Raw genomic sequence first — 14,693 nt, forward strand, 5'->3', positions numbered from 1 at the left:
CACATGGGGTCAGGCCTGTTTGGCCGACTCGCGGTAAACCAGCAGCGGCGGCTTGTTGTCGTCGATGGCGGACTCGTCGACCACCACTTTTTCAACGTTCACCGCGTTGGGCAACTCAAACATGGTGTCGATCAAGGCCTGTTCCATGATGGAACGCAGCCCACGGGCACCTGTTTTGCGGGCCAAGGCCTTGCGGGCAATGGCCGTCAGTGCATTGGGGCGCACTTCCAGCTCAACGCCTTCCATGGCCAAGAGTTTGGTGAACTGCTTGACCACCGCATTCTTGGGCTCGGTCAAGATCTGCACCAAAGCGTCTTCGGTCAGTTCGGCCAAAGTGGCGACCACCGGCAGACGCCCGACCAATTCAGGAATCAGGCCAAACTTGATCAAATCTTCGGGCTCGACTTCATTGAACACTTCGGTCAATGAACGTTGCTTCTTGCTTTTGACGGTGGCGCCAAAGCCGATACCGCCCGATTCGGTGCGGTTTTCGATGACTTTTTCCAAGCCAGCAAACGCGCCACCGCAAATGAACAGGATGTTGGTCGTGTCGATCTGCAGGAAATCCTGGTTGGGGTGCTTGCGCCCGCCTTGTGGAGGCACGCTGGCCATGGTGCCTTCGACCAGCTTGAGCAAGGCCTGCTGAACGCCCTCGCCCGACACGTCACGGGTAATCGATGGGTTGTCCGACTTGCGGGTGATCTTGTCGATCTCGTCGATGTAGACAATACCGCGCTGGGCGCGCTCCACGTCGTAGTTGCAGGTCTGCAGCAGCTTGGCCACGATGTTCTCGACGTCTTCGCCCACATAACCGGCTTCGGTCAAGGTGGTGGCATCGGCCATCACAAAAGGCACATCCAGCATGCGGGCCATGGTCTGGGCCAGCAAGGTCTTGCCCGAGCCGGTGGGGCCGATCAGCAAGATGTTGCTCTTGGCCAGCTCGACATCGTCTTTCTTGGCGCCATCTTTGTGCTTGAGGCGTTTGTAGTGGTTGTACACCGCCACCGCCAAGCTGCGTTTGGCCTTTTCTTGGCCAATCACGTAGTTGTCTAGGTTGTTCTTGATGTCCAGTGGCGTTGGCAAACCATCTTTGGCAGCATCCGCTACTGTGGTCGTGGCCAATTCATCGCGCACGATGTCGTTGCACAAATCAATGCATTCATCGCAAATGAACACCGATGGACCTGCGATCAGCTTTTTGACCTCGTGCTGGCTCTTGCCGCAAAAGGAGCAGTACAGGTTTTTCTCAGTGGTAGAGCCTTTTTTGTCGGCCATAAAAGTTGCCTCGGAATCCGGATATTCGCAATGATAGCGAAAGAAAAACGGCGCTCACCTCGGGAGGTAAACGCCGTCAGATTTTGAGCCGGTCGAACCGGCTTGCATCAGCTGCGCTTGGAGATCACCTGATCGACCAAGCCATAGTCTTTGGCCTCGTCGGCAGACAGGTAATAGTCACGCTCGGTGTCCAGCTCAATCTTCGACAACGGCTGGCCGGTGTTCTCGGCCAGGATTCGATTGAGATGCGCACGGGTTTTGACGATTTCTCGTGCCGCGATTTCGATCTCGGTGGCCTGACCACGCGCACCGCCCAAGGGCTGGTGAATCATGATCTTGGAGTTAGGCAGCGAAAAACGCTTGCCCTTGGCACCCGAAGACAGCAAGAAAGCGCCCATGCTGGCGGCCATGCCGTTGCACAGCGTGGACACATCGGGCTTGATGAAGTTCATGGTGTCGTAAATCGCCATGCCCGCGCTGACCGAGCCGCCAGGCGAGTTGATGTACAGCGAGATGTCCTTTTCAGGGTTTTCGCTCTCCAAAAACAGCAACTGCGCCACGATCAGGTTGGCCATGTGGTCATTGACCTCGCCCACCAAAAAGATCACGCGCTCTTTGAGCAAACGCGAATAGATGTCGTAGGCGCGCTCGCCACGGCCCGATTGCTCGACGACCATGGGCACCATGCCTAAATTTGTGATGTCCAGTGCGCTCATCTTTTCTCCAAGAATTTCTATGGTGACTTTAACCCGATTTCAAACCCACCAATGAGATGGGGCTTGTCTGCCAGACTGCAAGCCCGGCACAAGCCCCATTCTTCAGGGATTCAAAGACCGATCAGCCTTGTTGACCCATCAGCTCTTCGAAAGAGATGGCCTTTTCTGTGACCTTGGCTTGCGCCAGCACGAAATCAGACACATTGCTCTCGATGACCACGGCTTCGACTTCGGCCAAGCGCTGGTTGTCGCTGTTGTACCAACGCACCACGTCGTCTGGACGCTCGTAGCTGGCCGCCAACTCTTCGATGTGGGCTTTGATCTGCTCAGGCTTGGCGTGCAAGGTGTTGCCACGCACGACTTCGGCCACCACCAGGCCCAAGCGCACGCGCTGCTCGGCTTGAGGGCGGAAGATGTCGTCAGGGATCGGGGCCTTGTCAGCGTCTTTGATGCCGCGCTGCTTCAGGTCGGCACGGGCGCCTTCTTTCAGTCGCTCGATTTCGCTTTGCACGATGGACTGGGGCAGGTCGAGCTCGGCCTTGGCCACCAAAGCGTCCATGGCCGCTTGCTTGTTGCGGGCCAGCAAGCGGAATTTCACTTCGCGCTCGAGGTTTTTGCGGATGTCTGCACGCAGGCCGTCGACGGTGCCGTCGGCGATGCCCAAGGACTTGGCCAGCGCGTCGTTCACTTCGGGCAGGTTGGCGGCTTCGAGTTTCTTCACGGTGACCAGGAAGTCAGCGGTTTTGCCGGCCACGTCTTGACCGTGGTAGTCGGCAGGGAAAGCCAAGGGGAAAGTCTTGCTTTCGCCGGACTTCATGCCACGCACGGCGTCTTCGAATTCCTTGAGCATCTGGCCGTCGCCCAGGATGAACTGGAAGTCTTCGGCTTTGCCGCCAGAGAACACTTCACCGTCGATCTTGCCTTCGAAGTCGATGGTGGCGCGGTCGCCGTCTTGTGCAGCGGTGTCTTGTGCGCGTTGGGCGAAGGTGCGGCGCTGCTTGCGCAGGATGTCCAGCGTTTTGTCGATGGCGGCGTCAGACACTTCAGCGGTCAACTTCTCGACCACGGTGTCGGACAGGTTGCCCAGCTTGACTTCGGGGTACACCTCGAAGATGGCTTCAAAGTTCAGTTCGCCTTCGGGCGCGCCTTCTTTTTCAGAAATGCGGGGCTGACCGGCCACGCGCACTTGGGCTTCGTTGGCGGCCACGGCAAAAGCCTCGCCGACTTTGTCGTTCAGCACTTCGTACTGCACCGAGTAGCCATAGCGCTGGGCCACCACGTTCATGGGCACTTTGCCTGGGCGGAAACCGTCCATCTTGACCGTGCGGGCCATTTTCTTCAGGCGTGCATCGACCTCGGACTGGATGGCCGTCACAGGCACAGTCAGGGTGATCTTGCGTTCCAGCTTTTCAAGGGTTTCAACAGTCACAGTCATCGTCGTTCTCGGTTAAATGAATTTCTCTCATGCCTCAGGGTTGCCCCTGTGGCCCAAAGTCGGTTGGTGCGCGGGGCGGGACTCGAACCCGCACAGTGTTGCCACCGTCAGGACCTAAACCTGGTGCGTCTACCAATTTCGCCACCCGCGCGGGTCCAAACAAAAAGGGCGAACAGGCCGGAATGGATGCCACCCGCAGGCCTGACCGCCCGTTTGAAATCGGTCAACTTTCTATTTTAGCCGTTCCGAACCCCGATTTCGGGGTCGGCCGCTGCTGGTTTTCCCCTCTCCAGACCCGTTTTCAAAGGCTTGAAGGCCCATGGGCCGGGCGCGGCACCCGGAACCAGGCTGCGTACATCGCAGGCAGCGCCAGCAAAGTCAGCGCCGTGGCCACGATCAAACCGCCCATGATGGCCACAGCCATCGGGCCCCAGAACACGCTGCGTGACAGCGGAATCATGGCCAGCACCGCCGCGGCAGCTGTCAGCACAATGGGCCGCAAGCGGCGCACCGCCGACTCGACGATCGCCAGCCAGGGCTCGACGCCCGCCGCGCGGTCTTGCTCGATCTGATCGATCAGGATCACCGAGTTGCGCTGGATCATCCCCATGAGCGCGATCACGCCCAACAAGGCCACAAAGCCAAACGGACGGTTCAGCGCCAGCAAAGCCGCCGCCACACCCGCCATGCCCAAGGGGCCGGTCAGGAACACCAGCACCGAACGGCTGAAGCTTTGTAGCTGCAGCATCAGCAACGTGAAGGTGATGAACAGCATGATCGGCACGCCCGCCGCAATCGATGCCGAGCCCTTGGAGCTTTGCTCCACAGCGCCGGCCACTTCGATGCGGTAATCGGACTGCCCATTGGCCACCCATTGGGCCTGCAGCTTTTTCAGCTCAGGCTGCAGCTGGGCCGTCACCGTCGCGCCCTGCACGCCTTCGGAAATGTCCGACTGCACCGTGATGGCGTATTGACGGCCTTCGCGCCACATCACGCCCGGCTCCCAACCCAGCACGGGCTTGGCAATTTGCAACAGAGGGATGAACTTGCCCGACGCGGTCGGCACATAGGCCTGGCCCAAGTCGGACAAGGCATCGCGCTCGCTCAAGGGTTGGCGCAGCACGATGTCGATCAATTTGTCGCCATCGCGGTACTGGCCCACCGGGGCGCCAGAGAGCAAGGTGCGCGAAGCCTGGGCGATCGATTGGCTGGTCACGCCCAAAGCGCGGGCCTTGGCTTGGTCCACTTCCAGACGCACCGACTTGACCGACTCGTTCCAGTTGTCGTTGACGCCGCGTGTGCTGGCGTTTTGGCGCATCACGGCCTTGACCTCCTCGGCCTTTTGGCGCAAAGCAGCTGGCTCTGTGCCGACCACGCGGAACTGCACCGGATAAGGCACAGGCGGTCCATTGGGCAGCAACTTCACGCGGCCACGGATCTCCGGGAATTCTTGCGCCAGCAAAGCAGGCAGTTTGACCCGCAGGCTCTCACGAACTTTCAGGTCCTTGGGCAAGACAATCAGTTGCGACACGTTGGTCTGCGGAAAAACCTGGTCCAGCGGCAGGTAAAAACGCGGCACACCCGAGCCCACCCAGGTGGTCACCGAACTGACGCCCTCCTCTTGTGCCAAGCGCTTTTCCACACGCTTGGCCACCTCTTCGCTGGCCACAAAGGGCGCGCCTTCAGGCAACCACAGGTCCACCAAAATTTCGGGGCGGCTTGAATCCGGGAAGAACTGCTGCTGCACCTTGCCCATGCCCACAATGCCCAAGGCAAACAGGGCGATGGTGATGCCAATCGTCTTCCAGCGGTGGGTCACGCACCAGGTCACCCATTGGCGAAAGTGCCGGTAAAACGGGGTGTCGAACATCTCGGCCGAATCGTGGTGCGCACCGACCACCGCATGCGCTGGCGGCTTGAGCAACCAGGCGCCCAAATATGGCACAAAGTAAACCGAAGCCACCCAGCTGACGATCAAGGCGATCACCGTGACCGCGAAGATGGCGAAGGTGTATTCACCCGTGACCGACTTGGCAATGCCAATGGGCAAGAAGCCCGCCGCCGTGATGAGCGTGCCTGTGAGCATGGGCATGGCCGTCAGCTCATAGGCAAACGTCGCAGCGCGGAACTTGTCGTAGCCCTCTTCCATCTTGCGCACCATCATCTCGACCGCGATGATGGCGTCGTCCACAAGCAAGCCCAGCGCGATGATGAGCGAGCCCAGCGAAATCTTGTGCAGGCCGATGCCAAAGTAATTCATGGCCAGAAAAGTCACCGCCAGCACCAGCGGGATGGTGATGCCCACCACCAGACCGGGGCGGATGTCCAAGGTCCAGCGCTTCCACAAGGGGTGGTGTCCGGGCCGCTTGTGCAAACCCAGCGCCAAGAAGCTCACCGCCAGCACGATCACCACGGCCTCGATCAGCACCTTGATGAATTCGTTGACGGATTTGGACACCGCCGACGGCTGGTCCTGGATCTGCGTGAGCGTCAAGCCCAGCGGCAAACCCACTTCAATCTCTTTGACGCTGGCTTGCAAAGCATGCCCCAGGGCGATGATGTCTCCCCCCTTGGCCATGCTCACGCCCAAGCCAATGACCTCTTGGCCCTCGTGGCGCACCTTGACAGACGGCGGGTCCACATAGCCACGGCTGACCTGCGCAATGTCCGACAGACGCAACTGAGCGCCCGAAGCACCGCGGATCGGCATGGCGCGCAAATCGTCCAGATTCTGAAACTGACCGCCCACACGCACTTGCACCACATCCTGTGGCGACTGCAAGTTGCCGGCCGACTCCACCGCGTTTTGTTGGCCCAGTTGTGCCAGCACTGCGCTCATGTCCAAGCTCATCTGTGCGAGCTTTTTTTGCGAGATGTCGATGAAAACTTTTTCGTCTTGCACCCCGAACAGCTCCACCTTGGCCACATCGTGCACACGCAACAGCGTTTGCCGCACACGGTCGGCCTGGAACTTGATCTCGGCCGGGGTGAAACCCTCGCCGCTCAAGGCATAAATCACGCCGTAAACATCGCCAAAGTCGTCGTTGAAAAACGGACCCTGCACGCCCTGCGGCAAGGTGGCACGCATGTCGCCCACCTTCTTGCGCACGGTGTACCAGACCTGCGGCACCTCGCCGGGCTTTGAATAGTCTTTCAACTCCAGAATGATCTGCGACTCACCCGGCTTGGAGTAGCTGCGGATCTTGTCGGCGTAAGGCACCTCTTGCAAGGTGCGTTCCAATTTGTCGGTCACCTGCTCGGCCACCTGCTGCGCCGTGGCACCGGGCCAATAGGTGCGCACCACCATGGCCCGGAAGGTGAACGGCGGATCTTCGTCTTGCCCCAGCTGGAAATAAGACGCCATGCCCAACACCATCAGCGCCACCATCAGGTAGCGCGTCAGGGCCGGGTGCTCCAGCGCCCAGCGCGAGAGGTTGAAACGGGTGTTGTCGGTCTCTTGCATGGGCATCACCGCTGCGCCGCGTTGGATGCAGGCGCTGCTGCGGGCTTGGTCACTGCTGCGTATTCAGAGACCTTCTGGCCCGGGGTCAACACATGCACACCGGCACTGACCACCTTCTGGCCCGGTTTCAGACCCGAAGCGATGACCACCTCGTTGCCGTCGATGGCCCCCACTTGAACCGCTTGCGAGCGCACCGTCATGCTGGCTTCGTCCAGCACCCACACCGCTGTGGCAGCGCCGTCCTGACGCAAGGCGCTGGTGGGCAGCTTGAGCGCCCCGGCCTGGCTGCCCGGCAACTGAGCCGCCAGCACATTCACCGTGGCCCCCAGGGGCAACTGCTCGGCCTTGTCCAGCGCCAGCTTGACCACATAGGTGCGCGTCACAGGGTCCGCACTGGCCCCCACTTCACGCACGCGGCCTTTCAACAGCTGACCGGTGCTGCCCAGTTGGGCCTGCATGTCCTGCCCCGCCTTGAAAGCCAACACCGCCTGTTCGGACACCGAGAACACCGCGTCGCGCGGGCCATCGTGCGCCAGGCGCACCACCGGCTGCCCCGCAGACACGACCTGGCCAATTTCCGCCTCCACCGCCGTGATCACACCCGCAGCGGTGGCATTCAAATGGGTGTAGCCCGCCTGATTGGTTTGCGTTTGCGCGAGCGCTCTGGCCTGCGCAAGGGCCGCTTCAGCGGCCTTCAAAGTGGTCTCGCGGCGCTCCAGCTCGGCACCGCTGATGAAATTCTGGGCCTTGAGGGATTCGTAGCGCTTGAAGTCAGACAAGGCCAAATCGCGCTGCGTCTGGGCCGCAGCAACCTGCGCCAGCGCCGCTTGAGCGCCCAATTGGTAATCTTGCGCATCGATTTGCGCCAGCACCTGTCCGGCCTTCACACGCTGGCCCGCTTCGGCTTGGCGCTGGACTAATTTGCCCCCCACCCGAAAGCCCAAGCGCGACTCCACCCGGGCACGCACTTCGGCGGCGTATTCGCCCTGCACATTCAAGTCAGACCCACCCACGGTCATCAGCTTGACGGCGCGCACCGGCTCCTGAACAGCCTCTTGGCGCGAGCAAGCCGATAGGAACAAGGCGGCGCATACCGCAGAAATGGCGCTCAAGCGCCACACCCCATGGCCCCAAGGGGCGGGCGAAGACATATGGTTCATGGAAATCCGCTCAAAAATTAATGACTGACTGGTTAGTAATCTAAACAAAGCGATGACCCATGTCAAGCGACAATAGCGATTGACCATGCAAGAACCCGCCACTTTCAGCCCCCGGCAAAACGCGCATCAGAGGGCTCAGCACCTGAAACTGCTGCAAGGCGTCTCGCGCTCGTTTCACCTGTCCATCCGCTTGCTGCCGCAGGCTTTGCAAGCCCCCGTTGCGGTGGGCTATTTGCTGGCCCGAGCCACCGACACCGTGGCCGACACAAGCGCCCTGCCCTTGCCTGAGCGCCAAACACTGCTGGACGCGATGAGCCAAGCCATCGCCAGCCAACAGCCTGCAACGGCAGCCCTGAGCGCACAGGCGCAAGCCTTTGCCGCCCAACAAAGCGACCCGCACGAACAAGCCCTGATGTTGGCCCTGCCCCAATGCCTGGCCTGGCTGCACCAGCTGAGCGCGCCCGACCAAGCCAGCGTGCGCACGGTTTTGGGCCACATCACCCGAGGGCAAACGCTGGACATGACACGCTTTGGCACAGGCCTGCACGCCCTGAAAACCGAGAACGAGCTCAGCGACTACACCTGGCTGGTGGCCGGCTGCGTGGGCGAGTTCTGGACCGAACTGTGCGACCGGCATCTGCCAGGTTTTGCCAGGCTGCCCACCCCCGACATGATGGCGCTGGGCCGTGCTTACGGCATGGGCTTGCAGCGCCTGAACATCATCCGCGATGCAGGGGCCGACCTGATCGCAGGCCGGTGCTATTGGCCCGAGGCCACCCTGGCCGCCGCAGACCTGAGCCCCCAAGCGCTGGCAGACTGTGCACGCGACAACGATCCGTCTACTCGCCAAGCGCTGGGCCCCTTGTGGACCGCCTGGCTGGACCAGACCCAGGCCCAACTGAACGACGGATTGCTTTACAGCTGCGCTTTGAACGGTTGGCGGCTGCGACTGGCCAGCGCCTTGCCCGCCCTGATCGGCGCCCGCACCGTGGCCCTGCTGCGCCAAGCTGGACCACAGGCCCTGGCCCAACGCGTGAAAATGCCGCGCCGTGAAGTGCGGGCCTTGCTGTGGCGACTGGCCTGGGGCCTGGTCAGCCCCGATGCCTTGCGCCGCGAATTCGAACGACTATCGGGCCCCTCGTCCCGCCAGACCCCGGACAAGCAGTGAGAAAATCCCCACCCATGAATCCGCAAGACTACGTCCAGCAAAAAGCCGCCGCCTCGGGCAGCAGCTTTTATTACGCCTTCCTCTTCCTCCCGCCTGAGCGCCGTGCGGCCATCACCGCCTTTTATGCGTTTTGCCGCGAAGTGGACGACGTGGTCGACGAAATCAAAGATCCCAGCGTGGCCGCCGCCAAGCTCGGCTGGTGGCAAAAAGAAGTGCAACAAGCCTATGCGGGCCAGCCGACTCACCCGGTCATGCACGCCCTCATGCCCCTGGCCCCGAGTTTTGGCATTGAAAGCCACCACCTGATGGCCGTGATCGAAGGCTGCCAAATGGACCTGAACCAGACCCGCTATCTGGACTTTGCGGGCCTGACGAAATACTGCCACCTGGTGGCCGGCGTGGTGGGCGAAGTCGCCGCCCGCATCTTTGGGCAAACCGACGAAGCGACCACAGCCTACGCCCACAAGCTGGGCCTGGCCTTTCAGATGACCAACATCATCCGCGACGTGGGCGAAGACGCTCTGCGCGGGCGCATCTACCTGCCGCTCGATGAGCAGCAACGCTTTGGTGTCAAGGCGCAAGACCTGATCCAGCGCACGTATTCGGACAACTTCACCACGCTGATGAAGTTCCAAACCGAACGCGCCCACGCCCTGTACGACGAAGCCCTGGCCCTGCTGCCCGCCGCCGACCGCCGCGCCCAAAAACCCGGCCTCATGATGGCCAGCATCTACCGCACATTGCTGCGCGAGATCGAGGCATCGGGCTATCAGGTGCTGCACCAGCGCATAGCCCTCACGCCGCTGCGCAAGCTGTGGCTGGCTTGGAAGATGCAGGCGTTGGGGCGGTTTTGAGCCGCCACCCCAGCCACTGACAGCCTTACTTCATCGCCCGCGCCTGCGTCTGAGCAGGCCGGTCCACACAGGCCCTGACCCAAGCGGCCACCGCCGGGTATTGCGCCAGCAGCGCAGCGGCTGGGCGAATCCAGCTGGCGACGCTGGCCACGCAGACATCGGCCACGGTAAAGCGGTTGGCGGCCAAATAGGCTTCGCCTTTGGCGTGTTGGGCTTGCAGGTGTTGCTCCAGCACGGCCAGTGGCACTTTCAGGCGGCTTTCGGCCTTGTCGGCCAGCTCGGGTTTGCGCTGGTCTTCGGGCATGGCCATGCGGTGCATCAGCACGGTGAGTGCGTCACTCTCCAGCTCGGACACGGTCCAAAAGCTCCAGCGCAGGGCTTCGGCTTCTTCACGGGGCGTGGCGGGTGTGATCGACTGGCCATCGGCTGTGCCGTGCACGCGGGCAATGTAGAGGGCGCAGGCCATGCTTTCCCACACGGTGATTGCACCATCGGCCCGCTCGTCGATCAGCACCGGAATGTGCCCATTGGGGTTGATGGCCAAAAACTCGGGCGTGCGCGTTGCGCCACCGGCGTAAGGTGTGGAAATCAATTCAAACGGCACGCCCAACTCCAATGCCGTCCAGATGGGACGCACCGCGCGGGATGGGCCAATGCCGTAAATCTTCAAAGTCATGTCGGTCTCCTATGGGTTGAATTCATGCCCGTCACTGCGAGTGAGCCTGCGACGCGGCAGTCCAGTTGGTTTGTTCGTACAAGTCCTGTCACCCCATCAACCGTTGGCATCTGGATTGCCACGCTGCGCTCGCAATGACCACTCAAACGTATTCAGGCCAGCTGGCACACAGCGCGTGCAAGTCTCGCACTTCCAGGTGCGGGCGCGTGTCACCGTGGCTCCAGTCGTGGCCTTCGCGGTTGAGCCAGGCCACCTGCATGCCTGCGGCCAATGCGCCCACGCAGTCGGCGTGGGCATCGTCACCCACGTGCAGCACCTCGTGCGGGGCCACGCCTGCGGCCTCGGCTCCGGCCACAAAGACCCGCAAATCCGGCTTGGCCACGCCCATGGAATTGGCGCTCACGCTGGCGTGAAAGTGCTGGCCAATGCCCACGCGGTGCACATCGGCGTTGCCATTCGACAGGGCCACCACCGGGTAGCGCTGGCTCCAGAACGCCAAGGCGGGCAAGGCATCGTCAAACAAATCGACCCGCTGGCGCTCGGCAAAAAAGACTTCAAACGCGGGCTCGGCCAAATGCGCTGGATCACCCGCTTGCAGCAACATGGCGCGAATGGCTTCAAGCCGCAAAAAAGACAAATCGTGTGCCCGGTCAGCATGGCGGGCGTTGATCTCGGCGCGGACCGCCTTTTTAACTTCGGGCTGGTTGGACAGCGCGGCTGTGGCGGGCGCGTGCTGGGCCAGCCAGTCGGTCAGCACCTGTTCGGCCCGGTGGATGGTGGGCCAGACGGGCCACAAGGTGTCGTCCAGATCAAGGGTAATGGCGCGGATTCGTGAGATGTCGAGCATGGTGAGGGAGAATACCCGACATGGCATTCAACAAAGAACCCTCCTTTCAGCATGGTCAAGCCGCACGCACGGCCGTTTTGTATTGCAACCTGGGCACGCCCAGCGCACCCACAGCCCCGGCCCTGCGCAAATACCTGGCCGAATTTTTAGGCGACAGCCGCGTGGTCGAGATCCCCAAACCCATCTGGTGGCTGATCTTGCACGGCATCATCTTGCGCGTGCGCCCCAAAAAGTCGGCCGCCAAATACGCCAGCATCTGGACCGAGGGCGGCTCGCCGCTCAAGGTCTTCACCGAACAACAAGCCCAATCGCTGGGCACCGCCTTGCAAGAGCGCGGCCACAGCGTCACTGTGCGTTACGCCATGCGCTATGGCCAGCCGTCCATTCCTGAGCAGCTCGACGCCCTCAAAGCCGAAGGCGTGCAGCGTGTGCTGATCGTGCCGGCCTACCCGCAATACAGCGGCACCACCACGGCCAGCGTGTTCGATGCGGTCTACCGCTGGGGCCTGAAAACCCGGCTCGTGCCCGAAATCCGCTTTGTGAACCGCTACCACGACGACCCGCGCTACATCGCCGCGCTGGCACGCACGGTGCGTGAACACTGGGCAGCGAACGGCCAAGCCGAACAGTTGGTGATGAGCTTTCACGGTGTACCCGAGCGCACGTTGTATCTGGGTGACCCCTACCACTGCGAATGCATGAAAACCGGCCGTCTGCTGGCCGAGGCGCTGGGCTTGAGCAAAGACCAATACAAGCTCACTTTCCAGTCGCGCTTTGGCAAAGCCAAGTGGCTGGAGCCCTACACCGAACCCACACTGATCGCCATGGCGCAGCAAGGCGTGAAAAAAGTCGACGTGATCTGCCCCGGCTTCACCGGCGACTGCTTGGAAACGCTGGAAGAAATCCAGCAAGAAGCGCAAGAAGCCTTCCTGCAAGCGGGCGGCGAAAGCTTCAGCTACATCCCCTGCCTGAACAACCATGCGCAGTGGATCGAGGCACTGGCCGACATCAGCCTGGGGCACATGCAGGGCTGGGATTTGTCTGCACCGAATGAGCAGGCTTTGGCCGCCAGCCGGGCGCGGGCTTTGGCACACGGCGCAAAGACCTGAGCCCCAGCAGCTCAGTGGTTCAAGCGGATTCGATGAATTCGCTGACCCACTCCAGTTGCTGCAAAACATTGAGCGCCGGGGCATGACCGCAACCGGGCACTTCGATGTGTTTGAGCAAGCCCAAGGCACCGGGACCACGGCGACGCATGTCATTGACGGTCTCAGGCAGCACCAGATCCGATTGCGCGCCTCGCAACAACAGTACAGGCGTCTTGATGGCGTCGTAATGCGACCAGATCAGGTAGTCGTTCGGATGGGCTGTGAACTGGCTCACCATGGCAGGGTCGTAGTGCGGTGTGACACGGCCATCGGACAGACGGCGTGTGGACGTTTCCGTCAAACGCCGCCACTGCGCATCGCTCAACCAGCCGTAGGGTTTGTAGACCTGACGGAAAAACGCCTCCAACTCGGTCACTGTGGCAAAAGCCGGGGGCGTGCCCGCATAGGCTTTGATGCGGTCAATGGCGGCTTGCGCCAATTCGGGGGCGTTGTCGTTGAGTGTCAGGCTCAGAATGCGGTGCTTCAAGCTCGGCTCCACCAGCCCTGCCGCGCACACAGTGCCAATCGCGCCGCCCATGGAGGTGCCCACCCAATGCACGGCGCGCAGCTGCAGGCCGTCCATCAGTTCGCGGGCGATGCGGGCGTAAAACGCCAGGCAGTACTCCTGCTCGGGGGCACTGCTCCACTGCGACAGCCCGCGCCCCACCGTGTCGGGGCAAATCACGCGCCAGCCACGGGCGCTCAGGTGCGCGGCCAGCTCGTCCATGTCCCGGCCCGTGCGGGCCAGGCCGTGCCAAGCAATCACGGTGCCCTTTTCGGCCTTGCCCCAGTCGGTGTAATGGATTTCGAGCCCGGCGCAGGTGATGTAGTTGGATGTGAAAGTCATGTCCACCTCAAGCCTGTTTCGCCGATGCCAATGCCCGCAGAGCAGCGCGTGTGCGCAAACGCCCCACCACCCCGGTCGGAAAGTAATACACCGACAGCACAAACAACAGGCCCAGCCAAAGCAGCCAACGGTCAGGCGACAGCAGGGCCGACAGCAAAGGTAAAGACGTTGTAGCTTCGCTCGCCAGGCGCAGCAAATCCTGCAAATAGCTTTGCGCCAGCAAAAACAGCACCGCGCCAATCGCCGCGCCATAGATGGTGCCCATGCCGCCGATGACCACGATCAGCAACACGTCCATCATGATTTCAAAACTGAGCGAAGTGTCTGGTCCGTTGTAGCGTAACCAAAGCGCCAACATGGCCCCGGCCACACAGGCATACAGCGCAGACAGCACGCTCGACAGCGTGCGGTAGACCACCACGCGGTAGCCAATGGCCTCGGCGCGGAACTCGTTTTCGCGGATGGCCTGCAGCACGCGGCCAAAGGGCGAATTGACGATGCGCAAAAGCGACAGCAACATGCCCACCGCCAGCACAAACAGCAGGTAGTAGCAGAGCAAGCGCCCATCCAGCGACACGCCGAAGAACGGTTCATCGCTGAACTCGGTGCTGGGCAGCAGCAACTCAGGCAGCTTGAAGCTCAGGCCGTCTTCGCCGCCCGTGAAGTCCGACAACTGCGAGGCCAGCGTCTGAAAGGCCGCCGCCACAGCCAGCGTGATCATGGCAAAAAAGATCGCCCGCACACGCAGCGAAAACAGGCCAATGGCCAGCGACAGCACCAGCGTGAGCGCCAGCGACAGCCCAAAGCCCAGACCGATCGCGCCCCAAGTCGGTCCCCAGGTGTTGGACGAAATGGCGATGCCATAGGCCCCGATGCCAAAGAACATGGTGTGGGCAAAGCTCACGATGCCGGTGTAACCCAGCAGCAGGTCAAAGCCCGCCACCAGCACCACAAAAATCAGCACCTTGGCCGCGACCGACAAGGCCTTAACCCCGGGAAAAAGGAACGGCGCGAACGCCAACCCGAGCAAGATGACGATGAGCAAAGCGGCCAGCAGGCGGCTGCGTGGCTGGTCGTTGGAAATGAGTCGATTGAACATGTCTG

Annotated in this window: 12 protein-coding genes and 1 tRNA gene; 3 read left to right on the forward strand and 10 right to left on the reverse strand. The window is 61.5% G+C overall.

All coding sequences use genetic code 11. The annotated features are described in order from the left end of the window. Window positions 1-9: 9 nt before the first annotated feature. From clpX to B9Z43_RS04315, 6 genes are all read right to left on the reverse strand, one after another. The gene (gene clpX / locus B9Z43_RS04290) at window positions 10-1,275 is read right to left on the reverse strand and encodes an ATP-dependent Clp protease ATP-binding subunit ClpX (RefSeq protein ID WP_108322853.1); all 1,266 of its coding nucleotides are present in this window, start codon (window positions 1,273-1,275) and stop codon (window positions 10-12) included. Between the two features lie 107 nt (window positions 1,276-1,382). Further along, window positions 1,383-1,991, reverse strand: a complete 609-nt coding sequence (clpP, locus tag B9Z43_RS04295; RefSeq protein ID WP_108322854.1) for an ATP-dependent Clp endopeptidase proteolytic subunit ClpP — start codon at window positions 1,989-1,991, stop codon at window positions 1,383-1,385. A 121-nt stretch (window positions 1,992-2,112) separates the two neighbouring features. Next, complete coding sequence (gene tig / locus B9Z43_RS04300; RefSeq protein WP_108322855.1) at window positions 2,113-3,426, reverse strand: trigger factor; 1,314 nt, start codon at window positions 3,424-3,426, stop codon at window positions 2,113-2,115. A 64-nt stretch (window positions 3,427-3,490) separates the two neighbouring features. Then, window positions 3,491-3,577: transfer RNA gene (locus tag B9Z43_RS04305), tRNA-Leu, on the reverse strand. A gap of 150 nt (window positions 3,578-3,727) precedes the next feature. Beyond that, entirely contained in the window at window positions 3,728-6,889 is a 3,162-nt protein-coding gene (locus tag B9Z43_RS04310; RefSeq protein ID WP_108323292.1) for an efflux RND transporter permease subunit, read from the reverse strand. 5 nt (window positions 6,890-6,894) lie between these two features. Then, the gene (locus tag B9Z43_RS04315; protein WP_369910051.1) at window positions 6,895-8,049 is read right to left on the reverse strand and encodes an efflux RND transporter periplasmic adaptor subunit; all 1,155 of its coding nucleotides are present in this window, start codon (window positions 8,047-8,049) and stop codon (window positions 6,895-6,897) included. Window positions 8,050-8,134: 85 nt separating this feature from the next. Between B9Z43_RS04315 and B9Z43_RS04320 the strand changes: the two genes are divergently transcribed. Both B9Z43_RS04320 and hpnD read left to right on the forward strand, forming a co-directional pair. Beyond that, complete coding sequence (locus tag B9Z43_RS04320) at window positions 8,135-9,217, forward strand: squalene/phytoene synthase family protein (protein ID WP_108322857.1); 1,083 nt, start codon at window positions 8,135-8,137, stop codon at window positions 9,215-9,217. Between the two features lie 14 nt (window positions 9,218-9,231). Next, the gene (hpnD, locus tag B9Z43_RS04325) at window positions 9,232-10,071 is read left to right on the forward strand and encodes a presqualene diphosphate synthase HpnD (RefSeq protein WP_108322858.1); all 840 of its coding nucleotides are present in this window, start codon (window positions 9,232-9,234) and stop codon (window positions 10,069-10,071) included. A 25-nt stretch (window positions 10,072-10,096) separates the two neighbouring features. Here hpnD and B9Z43_RS04330 read toward each other — a convergent pair whose 3' ends face one another. Both B9Z43_RS04330 and B9Z43_RS04335 read right to left on the reverse strand, forming a co-directional pair. Then, complete coding sequence (locus tag B9Z43_RS04330; RefSeq protein WP_108322859.1) at window positions 10,097-10,747, reverse strand: glutathione S-transferase family protein; 651 nt, start codon at window positions 10,745-10,747, stop codon at window positions 10,097-10,099. A gap of 142 nt (window positions 10,748-10,889) precedes the next feature. Further along, window positions 10,890-11,594 (reverse strand): HAD family hydrolase, encoded by a 705-nt coding sequence (locus B9Z43_RS04335; protein ID WP_108322860.1) that lies wholly within the window; start codon window positions 11,592-11,594, stop codon window positions 10,890-10,892. A gap of 20 nt (window positions 11,595-11,614) precedes the next feature. Here B9Z43_RS04335 and hemH point away from each other — a divergent pair, with 20 nt between their 5' ends. Then, on the forward strand, window positions 11,615-12,703 hold the full coding sequence (hemH, locus tag B9Z43_RS04340; RefSeq protein ID WP_108322861.1) for a ferrochelatase: 1,089 nt from the start codon (window positions 11,615-11,617) through the stop codon (window positions 12,701-12,703). A 19-nt stretch (window positions 12,704-12,722) separates the two neighbouring features. Here hemH and B9Z43_RS04345 read toward each other — a convergent pair whose 3' ends face one another. Both B9Z43_RS04345 and B9Z43_RS04350 read right to left on the reverse strand, forming a co-directional pair. Next, window positions 12,723-13,589 (reverse strand): alpha/beta fold hydrolase, encoded by an 867-nt coding sequence (locus tag B9Z43_RS04345; protein ID WP_108323294.1) that lies wholly within the window; start codon window positions 13,587-13,589, stop codon window positions 12,723-12,725. Window positions 13,590-13,596: 7 nt separating this feature from the next. Continuing rightward, window positions 13,597-14,688 (reverse strand): branched-chain amino acid ABC transporter permease, encoded by a 1,092-nt coding sequence (locus B9Z43_RS04350; protein WP_108322862.1) that lies wholly within the window; start codon window positions 14,686-14,688, stop codon window positions 13,597-13,599. Between the last annotated feature and the right edge of the window lie 5 nt (window positions 14,689-14,693).

This window comes from Limnohabitans sp. MMS-10A-192, assembly GCF_003063335.1.
Lineage (GTDB): Bacteria > Pseudomonadota > Gammaproteobacteria > Burkholderiales > Burkholderiaceae_C > Limnohabitans_A.

Bases quoted from the DNA above. Each gene is read 5' to 3' on its own strand.
- B9Z43_RS04320 (WP_108322857.1), top strand. From the start codon at position 8,135: ATGCAAGAACCCGCCACTTTCAGCCCCCGGCAAAACGCGCATCAGAGG.
- clpX (WP_108322853.1), bottom strand. From the start codon at position 1,275: ATGGCCGACAAAAAAGGCTCTACCACTGAGAAAAACCTGTACTGCTCC.
- B9Z43_RS04345 (WP_108323294.1), bottom strand. From the start codon at position 13,589: ATGACTTTCACATCCAACTACATCACCTGCGCCGGGCTCGAAATCCAT.
- hpnD (WP_108322858.1), top strand. From the start codon at position 9,232: ATGAATCCGCAAGACTACGTCCAGCAAAAAGCCGCCGCCTCGGGCAGC.
- B9Z43_RS04350 (WP_108322862.1), bottom strand. From the start codon at position 14,688: ATGTTCAATCGACTCATTTCCAACGACCAGCCACGCAGCCGCCTGCTG.
- hemH (WP_108322861.1), top strand. From the start codon at position 11,615: ATGGCATTCAACAAAGAACCCTCCTTTCAGCATGGTCAAGCCGCACGC.
- B9Z43_RS04330 (WP_108322859.1), bottom strand. From the start codon at position 10,747: ATGACTTTGAAGATTTACGGCATTGGCCCATCCCGCGCGGTGCGTCCC.
- B9Z43_RS04335 (WP_108322860.1), bottom strand. From the start codon at position 11,594: ATGCTCGACATCTCACGAATCCGCGCCATTACCCTTGATCTGGACGAC.
- B9Z43_RS04310 (WP_108323292.1), bottom strand. From the start codon at position 6,889: ATGCAAGAGACCGACAACACCCGTTTCAACCTCTCGCGCTGGGCGCTG.
- tig (WP_108322855.1), bottom strand. From the start codon at position 3,426: ATGACTGTGACTGTTGAAACCCTTGAAAAGCTGGAACGCAAGATCACC.
- clpP (WP_108322854.1), bottom strand. From the start codon at position 1,991: ATGAGCGCACTGGACATCACAAATTTAGGCATGGTGCCCATGGTCGTC.
- B9Z43_RS04315 (WP_369910051.1), bottom strand. From the start codon at position 8,049: ATGAACCATATGTCTTCGCCCGCCCCTTGGGGCCATGGGGTGTGGCGC.